Genomic DNA, 16,404 nt, shown 5'->3' on the forward strand with positions numbered 1-16,404 from the left:
TACGGCGGATCCGGGTCCGGTGGCTGGGCATCGGTGCCGGGGGCACCAGGGCGTGGAAAAGGGGCCCCGGCACCGTCCTGCTGCCGTGTCGAGGCCCCTCAGCCCTGCGGAACGCCTGCCCCCAGCCGTGTGGGCTACTTCTCGGTCACTCCTGCCGAGTCGAACGTCGCCACCTCGTGCATCGCCCGGGCCGTGCTCTGGACCAGGGGGAGGGCCAGGAGGGCGCCGGTGCCCTCGCCGAGGCGGAGGTCGAGGTCGACCAGGGGGCGCAGGCCGAGCTTGTTGAGGGCGGCCACATGGCCCGGTTCGGCGCTGCGGTGGCCGGCGATGCAGGCCGCGAGGACCTCGGGGGCGATGGCGCGGGCCACCAGGGCGGCGGCGCCGGCGCTGACGCCGTCCAGGATCACCGGCGTGCGGAGGGAGGCGCCGCCCAGCAGGAGGCCGACCATCGCCGCGTGCTCGAAGCCGCCGACGGCCGCGAGGACGCCGATGGGGTCGGCCGGGTCCGGCTGGTGCAGTTCCAGGGCGCGGCGGACGACCTCGGTCTTGCGGGCGAGGGTCTCGTCGTTGATGCCGGTGCCGCGGCCGGTGACCTCGGCCGGGTCCGCGCCGGTGAAGACGGCGATGAGGGCGGCGGAGGCGGTCGTGTTGGCGATGCCCATCTCACCCGTGAGCAGCGCCTTGTTGCCGGCCGCGACCAGGTCGCGGGCCGTCTCGATGCCCACCTCGATGGCCTGCTTGACCTCCTCGCGGGTCATCGCGGGGCCGGTGGTCATGTCGGACGTGCCCGCGCGGACCTTGCGGGGCAGCAGCCCGGGGGTGGCGGGCAGGTCGGTCGCCACGCCGACGTCGACGACGCAGACCTCGGCGCCCACCTGGGTCGCGAAGGCGTTGCAGACCGCGCCGCCGCCGAGGAAGTTGGCGACCATCTGGGCCGTCACCTCCTGCGGCCAGGGAGTGACGCCCTGGGCGTGCACACCGTGGTCGCCGGCGAAGATCGCGACGGCCGCGGGCTCCGGGATCGGCGGCGGGCACTGCCGGGACAGGCCGGACAGCTGGGCGGAGATGATCTCCAGCATGCCGAGCGCGCCGGCCGGCTTGGTCATGCGCTTCTGCCGCTCCCAGGCCTCGCCGAGCGCCTTGGCGTCCAGCGGGCGGACGCTGGCGACGGTCTCCGCGAGCAGGTCGTGCGGGTCCTCGCCGGGCAGCGCGCGACGGCCGTACGTCTCCTCGTGGACGACCCACGACAGCGGGCGGCGCTTGGCCCAGCCGGCCTGCATCAGCTCGGGCTCCTCCGGGAACTCGTCGACGTAGCCCACGCAGAGGTACGCGACGACTTCCAGGTGCTCGGGCAGGTCCAGCGCGCGGACCATCTCGCGCTCGTCGAAGAAGCTGACCCAGCCGACGCCGAGGCCCTCGGCGCGGGCGGCGAGCCAGAGGTTCTCGACCGCCAGCGCGGAGGAGTACGGGGCCATCTGCGGCTGGGTGTGCCGGCCCAGGGTGTGACGGCCGCCGCGGGTCGGGTCGGCGGTGACGACGATGTTCACCGGGGTGTCGAGGATGGCCTCGATCTTCAGTTCCTTGAACTGCTTCGCCCGGCCCTTGGGCAGCGACTTCGCGTACGCGTCGCGCTGGCGCTGGGCCAGTTCGTGCATGGCGCGGCGGGTGTCGGCGGAGCGGATGACGACGAAGTCCCAGGGCTGCGAGTGGCCGACGGAGGGCGCGGTGTGCGCGGCCTCCAGGACGCGCAGCAGCACCTCGTGCGGGATGGGGTCGCTGCGGAAGCCGTTGCGGATGTCACGGCGTTCGCGCATGACCTTCAGCACGGCCTCGCGCTCGGCGTCGTCGTAGGCGGGGGCGGCGGGGCCGGTGGGCTGCCGGGGTCCTTCGACGGGGGCCGGGGTGTCGAGGTCGTCCTGGTCGGCGGCCATGGTGTCCAGGTCGTCCGGGTTCTGTGCGACGTTCGGGTCGGGCTGGTGTTCCATGCGGGGCTCCGCTTCCGGGGTGGCCGGGGCGGTGGCGGCGTCGGCCGCGCGGGGGGCGGGGACCGTCACGACGGGAGGCTCGGTCGCGGGGTCGAGGGGCTGCGGCTCGGGGGCCTGGGCGACGGGCGCGTGGGGCTCCGAGACCTGCGAGACCTGCCCGTCCGCGCCCTCGGCCGGCGGGAAGTCGCTCTGCGGGTGGGGCAGTTGGGGGTCCAGGGGGGCGTCGGCGGGGGTGGCCGCGGCTTCGGGCTCCTGCACGTCCTGCATGGGCGCGGGCGCGTGCGTGGGTTCCGGCGCGGGCGTCGCGGGGGCCGAGGCGTCCGGGGTGTGAGACGCCGGGTCCGCGATCTGGTCGACGGGGGCGGGCGTCGCGTGCGTGTGCTCCGGGTGCGGGGCGGCGGGCTGCTCCTCCGCGGACGCCGTGGCGGCGGGCTTCGGGTAGAGGGTGTCGAGCGCCGAGGGCGCCGTCGCCGCGGAGGGCGCCTCGACCGGGGCTGCCTCTGCCTCTGCCTCTGCCTCTGCCTCGACGAGCGGCTCCTGCGCGGGTACGGGAGCGGGGGCAGGGGCTTCGACGGTCGACTCCGGTTCGATGACCGTTTCGGGTGCGGGAGGGACCACTTCCGGGACCGGGACGACCTCTTCCGTGGCGGGGTCGACCGTTTCGGGAGCGGACGTGACCGCTTCAGCCTCGTCGGAGACGGCCTCGGCCTCGGGGGCGACCGCTTCAGGCTCGGCGGCGGCGACTTCGGGTTCAGGGACGACCGGCTCGGCCTCGTGGGCGACCGGCTCGGGCGCGGAAACGACCGACTCGGGCTCGGGGGTGACCGGCTCCGACTCGGGGGTGACCGGCTCGGTCTCCGAAACGAACGCTTCGGGCTCCTCCACGGTTGCCGTCGCCGCCTCGGGAGCCTGGACGGGCTCGGTCGCGAGGGCGGCCTCGGCAGCCTCAACAGGTTCGGCGGCCTGGGCGAGTTCGGCGGCTTGGGCGGGCTCGGGCTCCGCCGGCGTCTCGGGTGCCTCGGGCGTCTCGGGTGCTTCCACCGCTTCCGGTACGGCGACGGCCTCGGGGGCGCTCTCGGGCGCGGGCGCGGATGCGGGGACCTCGGCGGCCACCTCCGCCGCAGGCGCGTCGGCGACCGCCTCGGGCACCTCGACGGCGGGCACCTCAGGGGCCACGACGGCCTCCGGGACCTCCGGGGCCTCCGGAACGGCGTCCGGCACGATCGCCTCGGAGCCCTGGGCGGGCTCGGCCGCGACCGGATCGCCCCAGACCGGTTCGGCCCTCCCCACGGCCTCCGGACCTGCGGCGGGCTCCTCCGAGGGCGCGCCCTCGGGCTTCACCACGGCCTCCGGAGCCTCCGTCTCCACGGCGACCGGCGCGGGCACGGACGCCGGGACGGAGACGGGAGCGGACGCCGGAACCGAGACGGAGACGGACGCGGTGACCCCGCCGCCCGCCGCCTGCTCAGCCACCTGCTCAGCCTGCTCCGCCTGCACGGCAGGCTGTTCCTCCTGCACGGCAGCCTGTCCGACCTGCTCAGCAGGCTGTTCGGCCGGCACGCCCTCCGAGTCCTCCGCCCCCTGCGGAGCCCCGGTCGCCGCGATCGCCTCCGTGGCCACCCGGGCCACGGCCGCCTGCGCCACGCCCACCGGCTCGGGCTGGGCCTGAGCCGGCGCCTGGGCGGGGGCCGGGGCCGCGACCGCGGTCGCCTGGGCGCCCCACGGGGCCGCGCCCTGCGGGGACGTGGCCCGCACGGGCGCGGCGTCGAGGTACTCGGGGCCGGGAGCGGGCGCGGGCACGGCCGCAGCCGCGGCCGGGTGGCGGACGGGCGCGCCGGCGGGGCCGCGGTCGGCGAGGGAGCGGACCGGGCTGGCGGAGGCGTCGGGGATGACCGGGCCGAGGTGCAGGGGACGGCGGGGGGCCGCCTGGGCGGCGGGCGTCGGGCCGGGCAGGCGTACGGCGCTGAGGTCGACCGAGCCGCTGTCGCGGCCGGAGATCTCGTGCGGGCCGGGCTCGTGCACGGCCTCGACCACCGGCTCGGGCGCGGGCGGCGCGACCTCGTTGCCCCAGGCGCTCTGGGCGCCCGGCAGCAGCAACAGGTCTTCGTCCTCGGCGGTGGTCTCGGAGAGGTAGGCGTACGCGCCGGACGTGGAGACGCCCGGCTGCTCCGCCGTGCCTGCGGTCTCCGGCAGTCCCTCGCCCGGGACCTGGCCGGTGTCGGTCATGCGTACCCCTCGCCCATCGGTTAGTGCTCCTACGACCAGCTCACCCGGAACGGCGCACCGACCGCCCCGCAGTGAAGAACGAGCGTCCGCGCCCAGCGGCACGAACGACCCGCCCCAAAAAGACGACAAAGCCATTCAGTGGCATTGTCGCGGCCGTCGTGGCCTCGCGACAGCTTGATCCGAGACGCTCCGCTGTGGACTGCGCCACGTTGCGCGCCCACGGGTTTCGCCGTACCACACCCGCCCCAAAACGGAGGGGTTTTCCGGACATTGGCCGACGAAAAGCCGGGCGACCGGATGCGGTACGACGATCGTCCAGCCTACCGCGCGCGGTACGACAACAGGATCACGGGGAGGGCAAAACGGGCTATGCCGAGCGGTCCGGCCACACCCCGCTGAGCAGGAACGCGACGCTCCGTTCCGTCTCCGTCCAGGCCCGGGTGTCGAGTTCGACGGACTGGAGCAGGGCGCACTCGACGCGGTAGCCGTGTTCGGTGAGGTCGCGGCCGACGAGTTCGGCGGTGTCCCGGGTCATGGCGTGGGTGACGATGCGCTGCGGGCGGCGGTCGGCGACCGCGGAGACGACGGCCGCTCCCCCGCCGCCGACGCGCACGACGTCCGGTTCGGGCAGGTCCTCCAGGATGTGCGGGGCGGTGCCGCGCACGATCTGGAGCTGTACGCCGAAGCGGCGGGCGGTGGCGTCGGTGCGGGCGCACGCGTCCAGCGTCCGGTCCACGGCGATCACGGCGGCGCCGGCGCGCGCGGCCTCGGTCGCGAACGCGCCGCTGCCGCAGCCGATGTCCCAGACGAGGTCGCCCACGCGCGGGCCGAGCCGGGAGAGCTGGGCCGCGCGCACGAGTTGCGTCTCCCCCTCGCCGAGTCCGCCGCCGTACTCCTCGGCGGGCAGCGCCCAGCCGCGCGGGCCGGCGCTGGGGGCGCGGCCGGCGATCCAGCCGCCGTCGGCGGAGGGGGCGGCGCCCGCCGGTCCGCCGATCACGATGACGACATTGGGGTCGCGCCAGGTGTGGTCGGCGGCCTTGTCGGAGGTGACGACGCTGACCTGTTCGCGGTCGGTACCGAGTTCCTCGCAGACGACGAAGGTGCGGTGGACGCCCTCCATCAGCAGGCCCAGTTCGGCGGGGCCCGCGCCGGGTGAGGTGAGGACGGCGACCTTGGTGTGGGCGCGGCATACGTTCACCGCGCGTCGCAGGGTGCGCCGGTGTGCGACGACCACTTGGGAGTCGTCCCAGGGCATGCCGGCGCGGGCGAAGGCGGCGGCGACGGAGGAGACGGCGGGGACGACCTCCACCTCGAGGCCGAACTCGGGTGCGCGCAGGGTGCGGACGACGCCGAAGAAGCCGGGGTCGCCGTCGGCGAGGACGACCGCGGTGCCGCGGTGGCCTGCGATGCGGCGGGCGGCGAGGGCGACGCTGCCGAGGCGGAGGCGCTCGGCGGTGCGCGGCAGCTCCGGCAGCGCCAGGTGGTGCGCGGCGCCCGCCACCAGCGTGGCGGCGCCCAGGGCGGAGCGGGCCGCGGCGGTCAGCGGCGAGCCGTCCCAGCCGATCACCGTGACGCGGTCGGCCATCGTCCTCAGTCTCCCGGGGTTTGCGCAGGCAGCGGTCCCGTGAGGGTACCTGGTCGCGCGGGGCCGGGCGGGGGCGGTTCCGAGCGGTGGATCAGGGGGCGGTCAGTTCCAGTCGGGGTACGAGGTGAAGCCGCCGCTCTCGGCGAACTGCTCCCCCGCGCCCTCCAGGTCCTCGGGGAGGAGGCTCCACACGATGAAGTCGGTGCGCACCTCGGTCCAGCCGCCGTCCTCGGTGCGGGCGCGGGCTATGCAGGCGTTGCGCAGGACGCCCTCGCTGATACAGCCGATCTTCTGCGCGACCTGCTGGGAGGCGGTGTTGTCGGCGGCCGTGCGCAGCTCGATGCGCTCGAACTTCTGGTCGGTGAAGAGCCATTGGGCGGTGGCGAGCGCGGCCTCGGAGGCGTAGCCCTCGCCGCGCGCCCAGGGGGCGACGATGTACGACAGCTCGGTGGCGCGGATGTACCAGTTCGTCTTGGTCAGCTGGATGATGCCGACCAGGCGCTGGGTGAGGAACTCGGTGACGGCGAGGTCGAGTCCGCGGCCGGCGGTGCGCTCCGCGGGGGCGTACTCGGTGATCCAGGTGCGGGCGGCGGCCTCGGTGAAGGGCTGGGGGACGTCGGTCCAGGCCGCGATCTGCTCGTCGTTCATCATCGCGGCCAGGGCGGGCACGTCGTCCTCGTCGAGGGGACGCAGCACCAACCGCTCCGTGCTGATGGAGATGGTGGGGAAGGTGCTCGTCATGCGCAGCTCCGTAACCTTCGAGACCGTCGGGGTCCGACCTGCCTGACCGTCAGACCCGCTGAACTGCCCAGCATGCAGCATGAAAGCACCGTGTCGCACCACGGGGTCCGCACCGGGTGGAGGCGCGGACCCCGTGGCTCGGTGGAGCCGGTGGCTCAGAAGGAGGCGACGACCGAGCCGGCGTACTTGTCCGCGATGAACTTCTTGACCTCGGGCGAGGTGAGGAGCTTCGCGAGCTTCTGGACGCGCGGGTCGTCCTCGTTGCCCTTCTTCACGGCGAGGAAGTTGCCGTAGGGGTTGTTCTCGGCCTTCTCCAGGACGAGGGCCTGGTCGGCGGGCTTGAGGCCGGCGGCGAGCGCGTAGTTGCCGTTGACGACGGCGGCGTCCACGTCGTTCAGGGAGCGCGGGGTCTGGGCCGCCTCGAGCTCCTTGAACTTCAGGTTCTTGGGGTTCTTGGCGATGTCGGCGGGGGTGGCCGAGTTGTCGGCGCCGTCCTTGAGCGTGATCAGGCCGTTCGCGGCGAGCAGCTTCAGGGCGCGCGCCTCGTTGACCGTGTCGTTGGGGACGGCGACGGTGGCGCCGCTCTTGAGGGCGTCGAGGCTCTTGACCTTGTTGGAGTAGAGGCCGAGCGGCTCCAGGTGGACCGTGACGACGGGCACGATGTCGGTGCCGTTCTTCTTGTTGAAGTCGTCGAGGTACGGCTGGTTCTGGAAGTAGTTGGCGCCTACGGAGCCGTCCTGCGTCGCGGTGTTCGGCGTGACGTAGTCGGTGAACTCCTGGACCTGGAGGTCGAGGCCCGCCTTTTTCGCCAGGTTGTCCTTGACGTAGTTCAGGATCTCGGCGTGCGGTGCCGGGCTCGCGGCGACGATCAGCGGTCCGCTGGTGTCGGTGGCGGCGTTGCCCGAGCCGCAGGCGGTGAGCCCGAGGGTGAGGGCTCCGGCGGCGAGGGCGGCGGTGGTGAACTTGGCGGTGTTACGCACGAAAAGTGCCTTTCCTGTGGTGGTGCGACCCGTGATGGGTGGTACGGGGAAATCCGTGGGGTGGGTGGTGCGGGAGGGCGCCGGGCGCTCAGGCGACCTTGCCGACGTCGGCCGTGGCCGCTTCCTTGGCCCGCAGCAGGCGGAGCCTGGGGGCCGGGCCGGAGCGCCCGCCGCGCCGGTGCATGGAGCGGGCCGCGAAGTCGCCGGCGAACTGGATGAGCGAGATGACGACGGCGAGGATCGCGACGGTGATCCACATCAGGTCGGTCTCGAAGCGCTGGTAGCCGTAGCGGATGGCGATGTCGCCGAGGCCGCCGGCGCCGACGGTGCCGGCCATCGCGGAGTAGCCGATGAGGGCGACGATCGTCGTGGTGGTGCCGGCGATCAGCGAGGGCAGGGACTCGGGCACGAGTACCTTGCGCACGATCGTCCAGGTGTTGCCGCCCATGGACTGCACGGCCTCGACGAGTCCGCCGTCCACCTCGCGGACAGCCGTCTCGACGAGCCGGGCGAAGAAGGGGATGGCGCCGATGGCGAGCGGCACGATGGCCGCCTCGCGGCCGATGGTCGTCCCGGTGATGGACCGGGTGAAGCCCATCAGCGCGACCATCAGGATGATGAACGGCATCGAGCGGGCGACGTTCACGACCTGCCCGATCACCTTGTTGGCGACGACGTTCTGGAGGAGCCCGCCCCGGTCGGTGAGGACCAGCAGGACGCCGAGCGGGAGTCCGCCGACGACGGCGATGAAGGTGGACCAGCCCACCATGTAGAGGGTGTCCCAACACGCCTGCTCCAGCAGGGGCCAGCGCGCGGAGAGTTCAGCCCAGGTCACTTGGCACCGCCCTTCACCAGCAGGGGCTCCTCGTCGGAAGCGCCCAGCACGTCTATCTGGAGGCCCTGTTCGCGCAGGAAGCCGATCGGCACGACGTTGTCCTCGTAGCGGCCGGGCAGTTCGATGCGCATCCGGCCGACCTGGAGCCCGCCGACGGTGTCGACGGCCGCGCCGAGGATCGAGATGTCGATGTTGTAGGTGCGGGAGAGCTGGGAGATGACGGGCTGGGTGGCGGCCTCGCCGTGGAAGGTGACGTCGACGACGGTGCGGCCGTCGCCGCCGGTCTCGCCGCTGACCGGGAAGAGCGCGGCGGCGAGTTCGGAGCCGGGGGTGGCGAGCAGTTCGCTGACGGTGCCGGACTCGACGATCCGGCCCTGTTCCATGAGGGCGGCGGAGTCGCAGATCGACTTGACGACGTCCATCTCGTGGGTGATGAGCAGGACGGTCAGGCCCAGTTGGCGGTTCAGGTCGCGCAGCAGCTGGAGGATCGAGCGGGTGGTCTCCGGGTCGAGGGCGCTGGTGGCCTCGTCGGAGAGCAGCACCTTGGGGTCGCCGGCGAGGGCGCGGGCGATGCCGACGCGCTGCTTCTGACCGCCGGAGAGCTGGGCGGGGTAGGCCTTCGCCTTGTCGGCGAGACCGACGAGGTCGAGCAGCTCCAAGGCCTTGCGGGAACGTTCCTTCCCGGTGGTGCCGAGGATTTCGAGCGGCAGCTCCACGTTGTCCTGCACGGTCCGGGTGGAGAGCAGGTTGAAGTGCTGGAAGACCATGCCGATACGGCTGCGGGCCCGGCGGAGCTCACGGCCCGCGCGCGGGCCTCGCCCCGCGAGGGCGGTGAGGTCCTGGCCGGCCACGGTGACCGTGCCGGCGGTGGGGCGTTCCAGGAGGTTGACGCAGCGGATCAGCGAGGACTTGCCGGCGCCGGACTGGCCGATGACGCCGTACACCTCGCCTTCGCGGACGTGCAGGTCCACGCCGTCCAGGGCGGTGACTTCACGGCCGCGGGCGCGGTAGACCTTGGTGAGGCCCGTGGTGGTGATCACGTGGGTTTCCGTCACTGTCGAGTGCGCGGGCGTGGGTGTGCCCGGACACGGATGCGTTCGTTCAGGGACGCGACACGGTTCTCGCTGTGGCGCTGAACCGGGGAGAACATGTGCGCGGGGGCGGCGGTGCGTCACGTACGGCTCATACGGCTCACGGCGTACGGACGTGCCACGGCGTCTCGCTTCGGGGCGCGAGCTCGGGGGTGGTGCGGGGGCCCTCTAGAAGGCGCACATTCGACACATACAACGAGCACCGGGCGTCATGGTCGCCTCGGTCGCAAGGGTGCGGCTGCTCGTCGTGGTCATGCGATCAGTAAACCAGACGTACGGTCCTGACAGGCCTCGACTGTCCGCATGCTGGACAGTCGTGGACACCCCTCCGAAGGGCCGGAGGACTTCCGCCTACCCTGCTCCGCCCCTTCCATGACCAGTGCGGACAAGAGGCACAGGTCCCCTCGACGGGGGCGGCGGCGAGGGCGGGGTCGCGGCCGGTGGTGACCAATGCCACGGGGGAATCCGCGCCGAAGGGCCCGGCGGGAGGCGGCGCGGGCCCGGCCGCGGGGGGCCGATCAGGGCGTAATAGGGTCACTTCATGCTTGATGCCCTGACGCTGGCGACCGGTGTCGCCGCGCTGCTGCTCGCCGCGTGGTGCGGCTGGGCGGCCTACCGCGACCAGCCGACGAAGGACTGGCACTTCATCGGGATGGCCGTGGTCACGGTGCTGGCGCTGGCGCAGCTGGTGGTCGGGGTCGTACAGCTGGCCCGGGGCGAGGAACCCGCCCAGGGCACGACGATCTTCGTGGCGTATCTGCTGGGGGCGTTCGCGTGCGTGCCGGCGGCGGGCTTCATGTCGCTGGCCGAGCGGACGCGGTGGGGGTCGGTGACGGTCGCGGCCGGAGCGGTCGTCCTCGCCGTCCTCGAGGTGCGGCTCTACGACATCTGGGGAGGCTGAGATGACGGCCGCACAGGAGAGGCCCGCGCGCCTGATCGGCGGGCCGGGCATGGTGCTGGTGTGGTTCTACGGCGTGATGGTGGTCGGGGCGGTGTCGCGGTCGGCGTACCAGATCGCCACGGAGTTCGACCGGGCGCCGCTCGCCTACTCGCTGTCGGCGGTGGCGGGGCTGGTCTACGGGTTCATCACGTACTCGCTGGTGCGGGGCGGCGAGACGGCCCGCCGGGCGGCACAGGTGTGCTGCGCCGCCGAGCTCGCGGGCGTGCTGGTCGTCGGCACCTGGACGCTGATCGAGCCGTCCGCCTTCCCGGACGCGACCGTGTGGTCGGACTACGGGATGGGATACGTGTTCATCCCCGTGCTGCTGCCGCTGACCGCGCTGTACTGGCTGCGCCGGTCCCGCAGGGCCGAGCGATAGCCGCGTCCCGCGCGGTCGAGCACCAGCAGCGTCCCGCGCGGTCGAGCGATAGCAGCGTCTCGTACGGTCAGGCGGTGGCCGCGTAGGCTCCCGCCGCCTTCTCCAGGACGATCATCGGTACGCCGTCGGTGCCCTGGGACGTGCCCACCGTCTCGTAGCCGACGCGGCGGTAGAGGCGGAGGTTGCCCTCGCTGCGGTGGCCCGTGTGGAGGCGGAACTTCTTGGCGCCGCGCTCCTCGGCGAGGGCGGCTTCAGCCGCGCGGAGCAGCCGGGCCCCGATGCCGTGCCCCTGGAGGCGGGGGTGGACGCAGAGCTTGCCGATGGCGGCGGCGCCGTCCTCCGTGATGGAACCGCGGACCGAGCCGACCACCTCGTCGCCCAGCCGGGCGACGAACACGCAGTCGGCGGCCACTTCCTGACGGACCGAGTCCAGGGACTGGACGAGCGGATCGATGCGGTAGTTGCCGTAGAGCGCCGCCTCCCTCTGGAAGCACAGGTACTGAAGCCTGAAGATCTGCTCGGCATCCTGCTCGGTCGCCACCGAGATGGTCACGCTCATGCCCATGTGCGCACGCCTCCCGCTCACCTGATCGCCTGTGGTCCTTCACTCCTATCCCCGCACTTCGCGAGCCGCAACCACCGGGGCCAGCAGACGTCGCAGACATCCCAGACATCTGGCACGTTCCGGCCCGAGACTTCCCTGTGAGATACCCAACTCCCCCGCGATCTCCCGGTACGTGGGGTCCTCGGGCGCCAGCAGCGCCCTCAGCAGCCGGGGGCAGCGGCCGGGGAGGCGGTGCACCGCCTCGCGCAGGACGCGGCGGCCGACGGCGGCGAGGACGACGTGCTCGGGGCCGCGCTCGTCGGCGTCGGCGGGTTCGGTCGCGTAGGGCCGTTCCCGGTCGGCGGTGCGGCGGGCGCGGCGGGACTCGGCGCGGACGGCGCGGCGCAGCCAGCGCTGCGGGTCGCGGGGCGGGGCGGCGGCGGCGAGGTGTTCCAGGAGCCGCAGCCAGACCGCCTGTTCGAGGTCGGCGGGTTCGGCGCCGGTGGCGTGGGCCTCGGCGGAGGCCTCCGCGGCGAGCAGCGGGCGCAGGGCGGCGAGCAGGTCGTCCTTCATGTGCGGCACGACGCGGCCGGCCGGGCGGCGGGTTGCCCGGGCGGCCGGTCGTCACCCTGACGGGATCACGGTCGGGTCAGCGGTTGACGTGGTCCTCGCGGGCCAGCAGGCCGGTGTCGGGCTGGTCGGTGAACACGCCGTCGATGCCGGTGGCGAAGTACGTCCGGTAGGCGCCGAAGACGTCTCCGTAGCCGTCCGGGTCGGAGCCCTTGCGGAAGTTCGCCGGCAGGAAGGGGTTCTCGTTGCGCAGGGTGTAGGGGTGCAGGATCAGGCCGACCGCGTGGGCGTCCCTGACCAGCGTGGTCGGGGTGGTGAGGTTGCCGGCCGCGTCCTTCGGGATGACGAGGTCGAGGGTGGGGCCGATGCCCTGGGCGTAGCCGGCGATCTCGCGCAGGCCCTTGCGGGTGACGAGGTCGGCGACGGTGCGCGGGTCGCCGGTGGCGACGAAGTCCCAGGGCCGGGTGGTCGCGCCGGAGAGCAGGACGACGAGCGGGTTGTCGACCAGCTTGTTCAGGCGCTGGATGCTGGTCGGCTCGAAGGACTGGAGGATGACCGGGGCGTTCTTGCCGTCCTTGCCGTGCCGGCGCAGCGCCTTGGCGACCCGCTCCTCCAGGCCGAGGCCGAGTTCCCGGAAGTAGGTGGGGTGCTTGAGCTCGGGGTAGATCCAGACCTGCTTGCCGCGCTCGCGGGTCTGCCGGTCCTGCCACTTCAGGACTTCCTCGAAGGTGGGGATGTCCCAGCGCCCGTTGTAGAGGGTGTTGTGGGGGCGGTTGGCGGGGATGCGTTCGGTCGCGCGCAGGGTCTTCAGCTCGGCGAGGGTGAAGTCCTCGGTGAACCAGCCGGTGGTGGAGACGCCGTCCAGGAGCTTCGTCGTCCTGCGGGCGGCGAACTCGGGGTGGTCGGCGACGTCCGTCGTCCCGCCGATCTCCGGCTCGTGACGGCAGACGAGGTGGCCGTCCTTGGTGGGGACGAGGTCGCCGGCCTCGACGATGTCGGCGCCCAGGTCGAGGGCGAGCTGATAGGAGCCGAAGGTGTGCTCGGGCCGGTAGCCGCTGGCGCCGCGGTGGCCGATGATCGTCGGCACGGGGAGGCTCTTCAGGCCCTTGCCGCGGGCGCCCGCGCCGTGTTTCGCCTCGGCGGCTCTCGCGGTGCCGGTCAGGCCGAGGGTCGCCCCGCCGGCGCCGAGGGCGGCCGCCGCGCCGAGGAACGCCCGCCGTGCGGTGCCGCCCGTCTGCCCGTCCGGCTCCCGCGCGTCCCGCGCCCGCTGCGACTCATGCCCGCCCATGTGGGTCCTCCTGCCGTCGGATCGTCCCGTGCGCGCCGATCGTAGGGGCGCGGACATGGCCGGAGGGAGGCCCCGGTCCGAACGGGTGGGTGACGGCGGATGGCGTGTATCCGACGACAGATGACGGTCCGTCGGGTTCGGTGGCACGGACAGGGGTAGCCGGGCGGTACCGTCCGTGTGACAGGCTGGTGACGCGCCGCGACCGTGGCCCGGACGAGGTAAACGTACGTCAACAGTGCGTAAGACCTCGGTGAACCCGATGTGCGGGACCCGGGTGGCCGCGAGTATCGTCCTCACCTGCACATACTCATACCGTTTTCCCTTGACATCGGAGGGCTCGTTGTCCCGCTTCGCGCTCATCAAGGCAGTGCTCGGTCCGATCATGCGCCTGATGTTCCGCCCCCGGGTGGAAGGCGTGGAGCACATCCCCGGGGACGGGCCGGTGATCCTCGCCGGCAACCACGTCACCTTCATCGACTCGATGATCCTCCCGCTGGTGTGCGACCGTCAGGTCTTCTTCATCGGCAAGGACGAGTACGTCACCGGCAAGGGCTTCAAGGGCCGGCTGATGGCCTGGTTCTTCACCGGCGTCGGCATGATCCCCGTCGACCGCGACGGCGGCAAGGGCGGGGTCGCCGCCCTGATGACCGGGCGGCGGATCCTGGAGGAGGGCCGGGTCTTCGGGATCTACCCCGAGGGCACCCGCTCGCCCGACGGGCGGCTGTACCGGGGTCGTACGGGCATCGCCCGGCTCACCCTGATGACCGGCGCGCCCGTGGTGCCGTTCGCGATGATCGGCACCGACAAGATCCAGCCGGGCGGGGCGGGGCTGCCCCGGCCCAGCAGGGTCACCGTCCGGTTCGGGGAGGCGCTGGAGTTCTCCCGGTACGAGGGGATGGACCGGGACCGCTATGTGCTGCGGGCGGTGACGGACTCCGTGATGGCCGAGGTGATGCGGCTGTCCGGGCAGGAGTACGTGGACATGTACGCGACCAAGGCGAAAGCGGCTTGAGGGTTCGTCGTCAGGCGCGGGTGAGTTGTGGCTGGTCGCGCCCACGCGGCGGAGCCGCAGATCGAAACAGCCCCGCGCCCCTGACTTGCGATCCTCAGCCGGTGCTTCCGAGGCGCTGCCCCCTGAGCAGGAACCACGCCGCCGCTGCCGTCGCCAGCAGCACTGCCGCACCCACCCCCGACGCCAGGCTCAGGCCGTCGACGAAGGCCTCCCTGGCCGAGGACAGCATGTGCTCCGCCTCCGCCGTCGGCATGTGCGAGGCCGCTTCCACCGCGCCGCCCAGTGACTCGTGGGCCGCTTCCGGGGTGCCCGCCGGGGCGGCGAAGCCGCGGTAGACGCCCGTCACGATCGAGCCGAGTACGGCGATGCCGAGGGCCGCGCCCAGTTCGTACGCCGTCTCCGAGACCGCCGAGGCCGCTCCCGCCTGTTCCTTGGGGACGGAGGAGAGGATCACGTCGGAGGTCACCGTGAAGGACAGGCCCGCGCCGACGCCGACCACGAGGAGGGCCGCTCCCAGCAGGGGGTAGCCGGTGGTCCGGTCGACGACCGTGAGGGCGGCCAGGGCCAGGCCGATCGCCGCCAGGCCGCCGGTGACGACCGTGCGGACGGAGAAGCGGCGGGCCGCACGTCCGGCGAGCAGACCGGCCGCCACCGCGCCGACGGCGGCGGGCAGTTCGGCGAGGCCCGCTTCGAACGGCCGCCTGCCCTGGACGAGTTGCAGGTACTGGGAGAGGAAGAAGACCAGTCCGGACAGGCCCAGGATGGTCAGCAGATCGGCGAGGACCGCGCCGCTGAAGCCGCGGTTGCGGAACAGCCGCATGTCCAGCAGCGGTGCCGGGAGCGTCAGTTGGCGGCGGACGAAGCCGTACAGCGCGGACGCGCCCAGCAGGCCCGTGGCGAGCGTGATCCCGGTGAGGCCGTGGGAGGCGGCCTCCTTGACGGCGTACACGATGCCGATCATGCCGACGAGGGACAGGACGACGCTGGCCAGGTCCCAGGGGCCCGGGTTCGGGTTGCGGGACTCGGGCAGGGTCCGCACGCCGACCACGACGAGGACCGCCATCACCGGCAGGTTGATGAGGAAGACCGAGCCCCACCAGAAGTGTTCGAGCAGGAAGCCGCCGGTGATCGGGCCGATCGCGGTGCCGGCGGAGGCCGCCGCGCCCCAGATGCCGACGGCCAGGCTGCGTTCGCGCGGGTCGTGGAAGAGGTTGCGGATCAGGGCGAGCGTGGCCGGCATCAGGGTGGCGCCCGCGACGCCGAGCAGGGCGCGGGCCGCGATCATCGTCTCGGGCGTCGTCGCGTAGGCGTTCAGGACGGATATCGCGCCGAAGGCGGTGGCCCCGCAGAGCAGGATCCGCTTGCGGCCGATGCGGTCGCCGAGGCTGCCCATGGAGACGAGCAGACCGGCGATGACGAAGGAGTAGACGTCGCCGATCCAGAGGAGCTGGGTGCCCGAGGGCGCGAGGTCCTCGCTGATGTAGGGGGTCGCGAGACCGAGGACGGTCGCGTCGACGGCCACCAGCAGCACGGCGAGCACGAGGACGGACAGCGCGAGCCAGCGGCCCGGGCGCTTCACCGCCTCGGGCGTGGTCACCGGCTGCAGGGTGCTGGTCATGGTTCCTCTCTCCGTAGTGCGCCGCCGAGCAGTAGCTCGACGATCATGTGGGTGAAGTCGTTGCGGGCGACCCGGCCTTCCAGCACCGCCCAGGCACCGGAGCCCAGCAGCCCGTACAGCGCCTCGGTGAGCCAGGCGGGGGTGAGGTCGATGCGGAACTCGCCGCTCTGCTGTCCGCGCGCGAACAGGCGGGCGATGCGGTCGTCGATCCGGGCCCAGCCCTGGTTCTGCTCCTCGCCCTCGAACAGCTGGTTCTCGGTGTAGAGGAAGGCGAGCAGCGCGGCGGCCGGCTCGATCTCGCGGACCAGGCGGCGCACGGCCTCGCTCGCGGGGCCGTCGTCCGGGCGGGCCCGGTCGAGGGCCGCTTCGCACTCCTCGATGCCGAGCGCCTCCAGCGCCCGCACCAGCGCGTCGCGCCCGGCGAACTGCCGGTGCAGGGTGGCCCTGCTGATCCCGGCGGCCTTGGCGACCTCGTCCATGGTCGCGGTGGATCTACGGGTCAGCAGGGCGGCTGCGCTGCGCAGCACGTGGTCTCGATCGACGGCCATGAGACAACCATAACCCACATGAGACATCAGTGTCTCATCGCGGGCATGTGCGTCTCATGGCC

At 72.8% G+C, this 16,404-nt stretch carries 14 protein-coding genes; 3 read left to right on the plus strand and 11 right to left on the minus strand.

Translation table 11 applies throughout. The annotated features are described in order from the left end of the window. Positions 1–134 precede the first annotated feature (134 nt). From cobT to ACFYX4_RS19860, 6 genes are all read right to left on the minus strand, one after another. On the minus strand, positions 135–4,211 hold the full coding sequence (gene cobT, locus ACFYX4_RS19835) for a nicotinate-nucleotide--dimethylbenzimidazole phosphoribosyltransferase (RefSeq protein WP_389334476.1): 4,077 nt from the start codon (positions 4,209–4,211) through the stop codon (positions 135–137). A 367-nt stretch (positions 4,212–4,578) separates the two neighbouring features. After that, positions 4,579–5,796 carry a precorrin-6y C5,15-methyltransferase (decarboxylating) subunit CbiE gene (gene cbiE / locus ACFYX4_RS19840; protein WP_389334479.1) on the minus strand — a complete coding sequence of 406 codons (1,218 nt, stop codon included), beginning with the start codon at positions 5,794–5,796 and terminating at the stop codon, positions 4,579–4,581. A 102-nt stretch (positions 5,797–5,898) separates the two neighbouring features. Further along, positions 5,899–6,537 (minus strand): GNAT family N-acetyltransferase, encoded by a 639-nt coding sequence (locus ACFYX4_RS19845; protein WP_389334482.1) that lies wholly within the window; start codon positions 6,535–6,537, stop codon positions 5,899–5,901. Between the two features lie 155 nt (positions 6,538–6,692). Continuing rightward, the gene (locus ACFYX4_RS19850) at positions 6,693–7,517 is read right to left on the minus strand and encodes a MetQ/NlpA family ABC transporter substrate-binding protein (protein WP_389334485.1); all 825 of its coding nucleotides are present in this window, start codon (positions 7,515–7,517) and stop codon (positions 6,693–6,695) included. Between the two features lie 88 nt (positions 7,518–7,605). Then, on the minus strand, positions 7,606–8,352 hold the full coding sequence (locus ACFYX4_RS19855; RefSeq protein WP_389334488.1) for a methionine ABC transporter permease: 747 nt from the start codon (positions 8,350–8,352) through the stop codon (positions 7,606–7,608). After that, entirely contained in the window at positions 8,349–9,392 is a 1,044-nt protein-coding gene (locus tag ACFYX4_RS19860) for a methionine ABC transporter ATP-binding protein (RefSeq protein WP_389334491.1), read from the minus strand. Before ACFYX4_RS19860 ends, ACFYX4_RS19855 begins: the two co-directional genes overlap by 4 nt. Positions 9,393–9,984: 592 nt before the next feature. Here ACFYX4_RS19860 and ACFYX4_RS19865 point away from each other — a divergent pair. Further along, positions 9,985–10,344 (plus strand): hypothetical protein, encoded by a 360-nt coding sequence (locus ACFYX4_RS19865; RefSeq protein ID WP_389334494.1) that lies wholly within the window; start codon positions 9,985–9,987, stop codon positions 10,342–10,344. Position 10,345: 1 nt separating this feature from the next. After that, on the plus strand, positions 10,346–10,762 hold the full coding sequence (locus tag ACFYX4_RS19870; RefSeq protein WP_389334497.1) for a hypothetical protein: 417 nt from the start codon (positions 10,346–10,348) through the stop codon (positions 10,760–10,762). Positions 10,763–10,829: 67 nt separating this feature from the next. Here the strand turns inward: ACFYX4_RS19870 and ACFYX4_RS19875 are convergent, their stop codons facing one another. The 3 genes from ACFYX4_RS19875 to ACFYX4_RS19885 form a co-directional block, all read right to left on the minus strand. Continuing rightward, on the minus strand, positions 10,830–11,327 hold the full coding sequence (locus tag ACFYX4_RS19875; RefSeq protein WP_389334500.1) for a GNAT family N-acetyltransferase: 498 nt from the start codon (positions 11,325–11,327) through the stop codon (positions 10,830–10,832). Between the two features lie 45 nt (positions 11,328–11,372). Next, complete coding sequence (locus ACFYX4_RS19880; protein ID WP_389334502.1) at positions 11,373–11,879, minus strand: RNA polymerase sigma factor; 507 nt, start codon at positions 11,877–11,879, stop codon at positions 11,373–11,375. 76 nt (positions 11,880–11,955) lie between these two features. After that, the gene (locus tag ACFYX4_RS19885; protein WP_389334505.1) at positions 11,956–13,164 is read right to left on the minus strand and encodes a glycerophosphodiester phosphodiesterase; all 1,209 of its coding nucleotides are present in this window, start codon (positions 13,162–13,164) and stop codon (positions 11,956–11,958) included. A gap of 340 nt (positions 13,165–13,504) precedes the next feature. Between ACFYX4_RS19885 and ACFYX4_RS19890 the strand changes: the two genes are divergently transcribed. Further along, positions 13,505–14,176, plus strand: coding sequence for a lysophospholipid acyltransferase family protein (locus tag ACFYX4_RS19890; protein ID WP_389335200.1), 672 nt, complete (start codon positions 13,505–13,507; stop codon positions 14,174–14,176). A 94-nt stretch (positions 14,177–14,270) separates the two neighbouring features. Here ACFYX4_RS19890 and ACFYX4_RS19895 read toward each other — a convergent pair whose 3' ends face one another. Both ACFYX4_RS19895 and ACFYX4_RS19900 read right to left on the minus strand, forming a co-directional pair. Further along, complete coding sequence (locus ACFYX4_RS19895; RefSeq protein WP_389334508.1) at positions 14,271–15,794, minus strand: MFS transporter; 1,524 nt, start codon at positions 15,792–15,794, stop codon at positions 14,271–14,273. Then, positions 15,791–16,342: a TetR/AcrR family transcriptional regulator gene (locus ACFYX4_RS19900; protein ID WP_389334511.1), complete on the minus strand. Its 552-nt coding sequence runs from the start codon at positions 16,340–16,342 to the stop codon at positions 15,791–15,793. The genes ACFYX4_RS19895 and ACFYX4_RS19900 overlap by 4 nt, the downstream gene beginning before the upstream one ends. Between the last annotated feature and the right edge of the window lie 62 nt (positions 16,343–16,404).

Source organism: Streptomyces sp. NPDC002328, from assembly GCF_042890065.1.
GTDB lineage: Bacteria > Actinomycetota > Actinomycetes > Streptomycetales > Streptomycetaceae > Streptomyces.

Excerpts from the sequence above, each read along its gene's own strand:
- cobT (WP_389334476.1), bottom strand. The coding sequence starts at position 4,211 with ATGACCGACACCGGCCAGGTCCCGGGCGAGGGACTGCCGGAGACCGCA.
- cbiE (WP_389334479.1), bottom strand. The coding sequence starts at position 5,796 with ATGGCCGACCGCGTCACGGTGATCGGCTGGGACGGCTCGCCGCTGACC.
- ACFYX4_RS19845 (WP_389334482.1), bottom strand. The coding sequence starts at position 6,537 with ATGACGAGCACCTTCCCCACCATCTCCATCAGCACGGAGCGGTTGGTG.
- ACFYX4_RS19865 (WP_389334494.1), top strand. The coding sequence starts at position 9,985 with ATGCTTGATGCCCTGACGCTGGCGACCGGTGTCGCCGCGCTGCTGCTC.
- ACFYX4_RS19870 (WP_389334497.1), top strand. The coding sequence starts at position 10,346 with ATGACGGCCGCACAGGAGAGGCCCGCGCGCCTGATCGGCGGGCCGGGC.
- ACFYX4_RS19875 (WP_389334500.1), bottom strand. The coding sequence starts at position 11,327 with ATGGGCATGAGCGTGACCATCTCGGTGGCGACCGAGCAGGATGCCGAG.
- ACFYX4_RS19880 (WP_389334502.1), bottom strand. The coding sequence starts at position 11,879 with ATGAAGGACGACCTGCTCGCCGCCCTGCGCCCGCTGCTCGCCGCGGAG.
- ACFYX4_RS19885 (WP_389334505.1), bottom strand. The coding sequence starts at position 13,164 with ATGGGCGGGCATGAGTCGCAGCGGGCGCGGGACGCGCGGGAGCCGGAC.
- ACFYX4_RS19895 (WP_389334508.1), bottom strand. The coding sequence starts at position 15,794 with ATGACCAGCACCCTGCAGCCGGTGACCACGCCCGAGGCGGTGAAGCGC.
- ACFYX4_RS19900 (WP_389334511.1), bottom strand. The coding sequence starts at position 16,342 with ATGGCCGTCGATCGAGACCACGTGCTGCGCAGCGCAGCCGCCCTGCTG.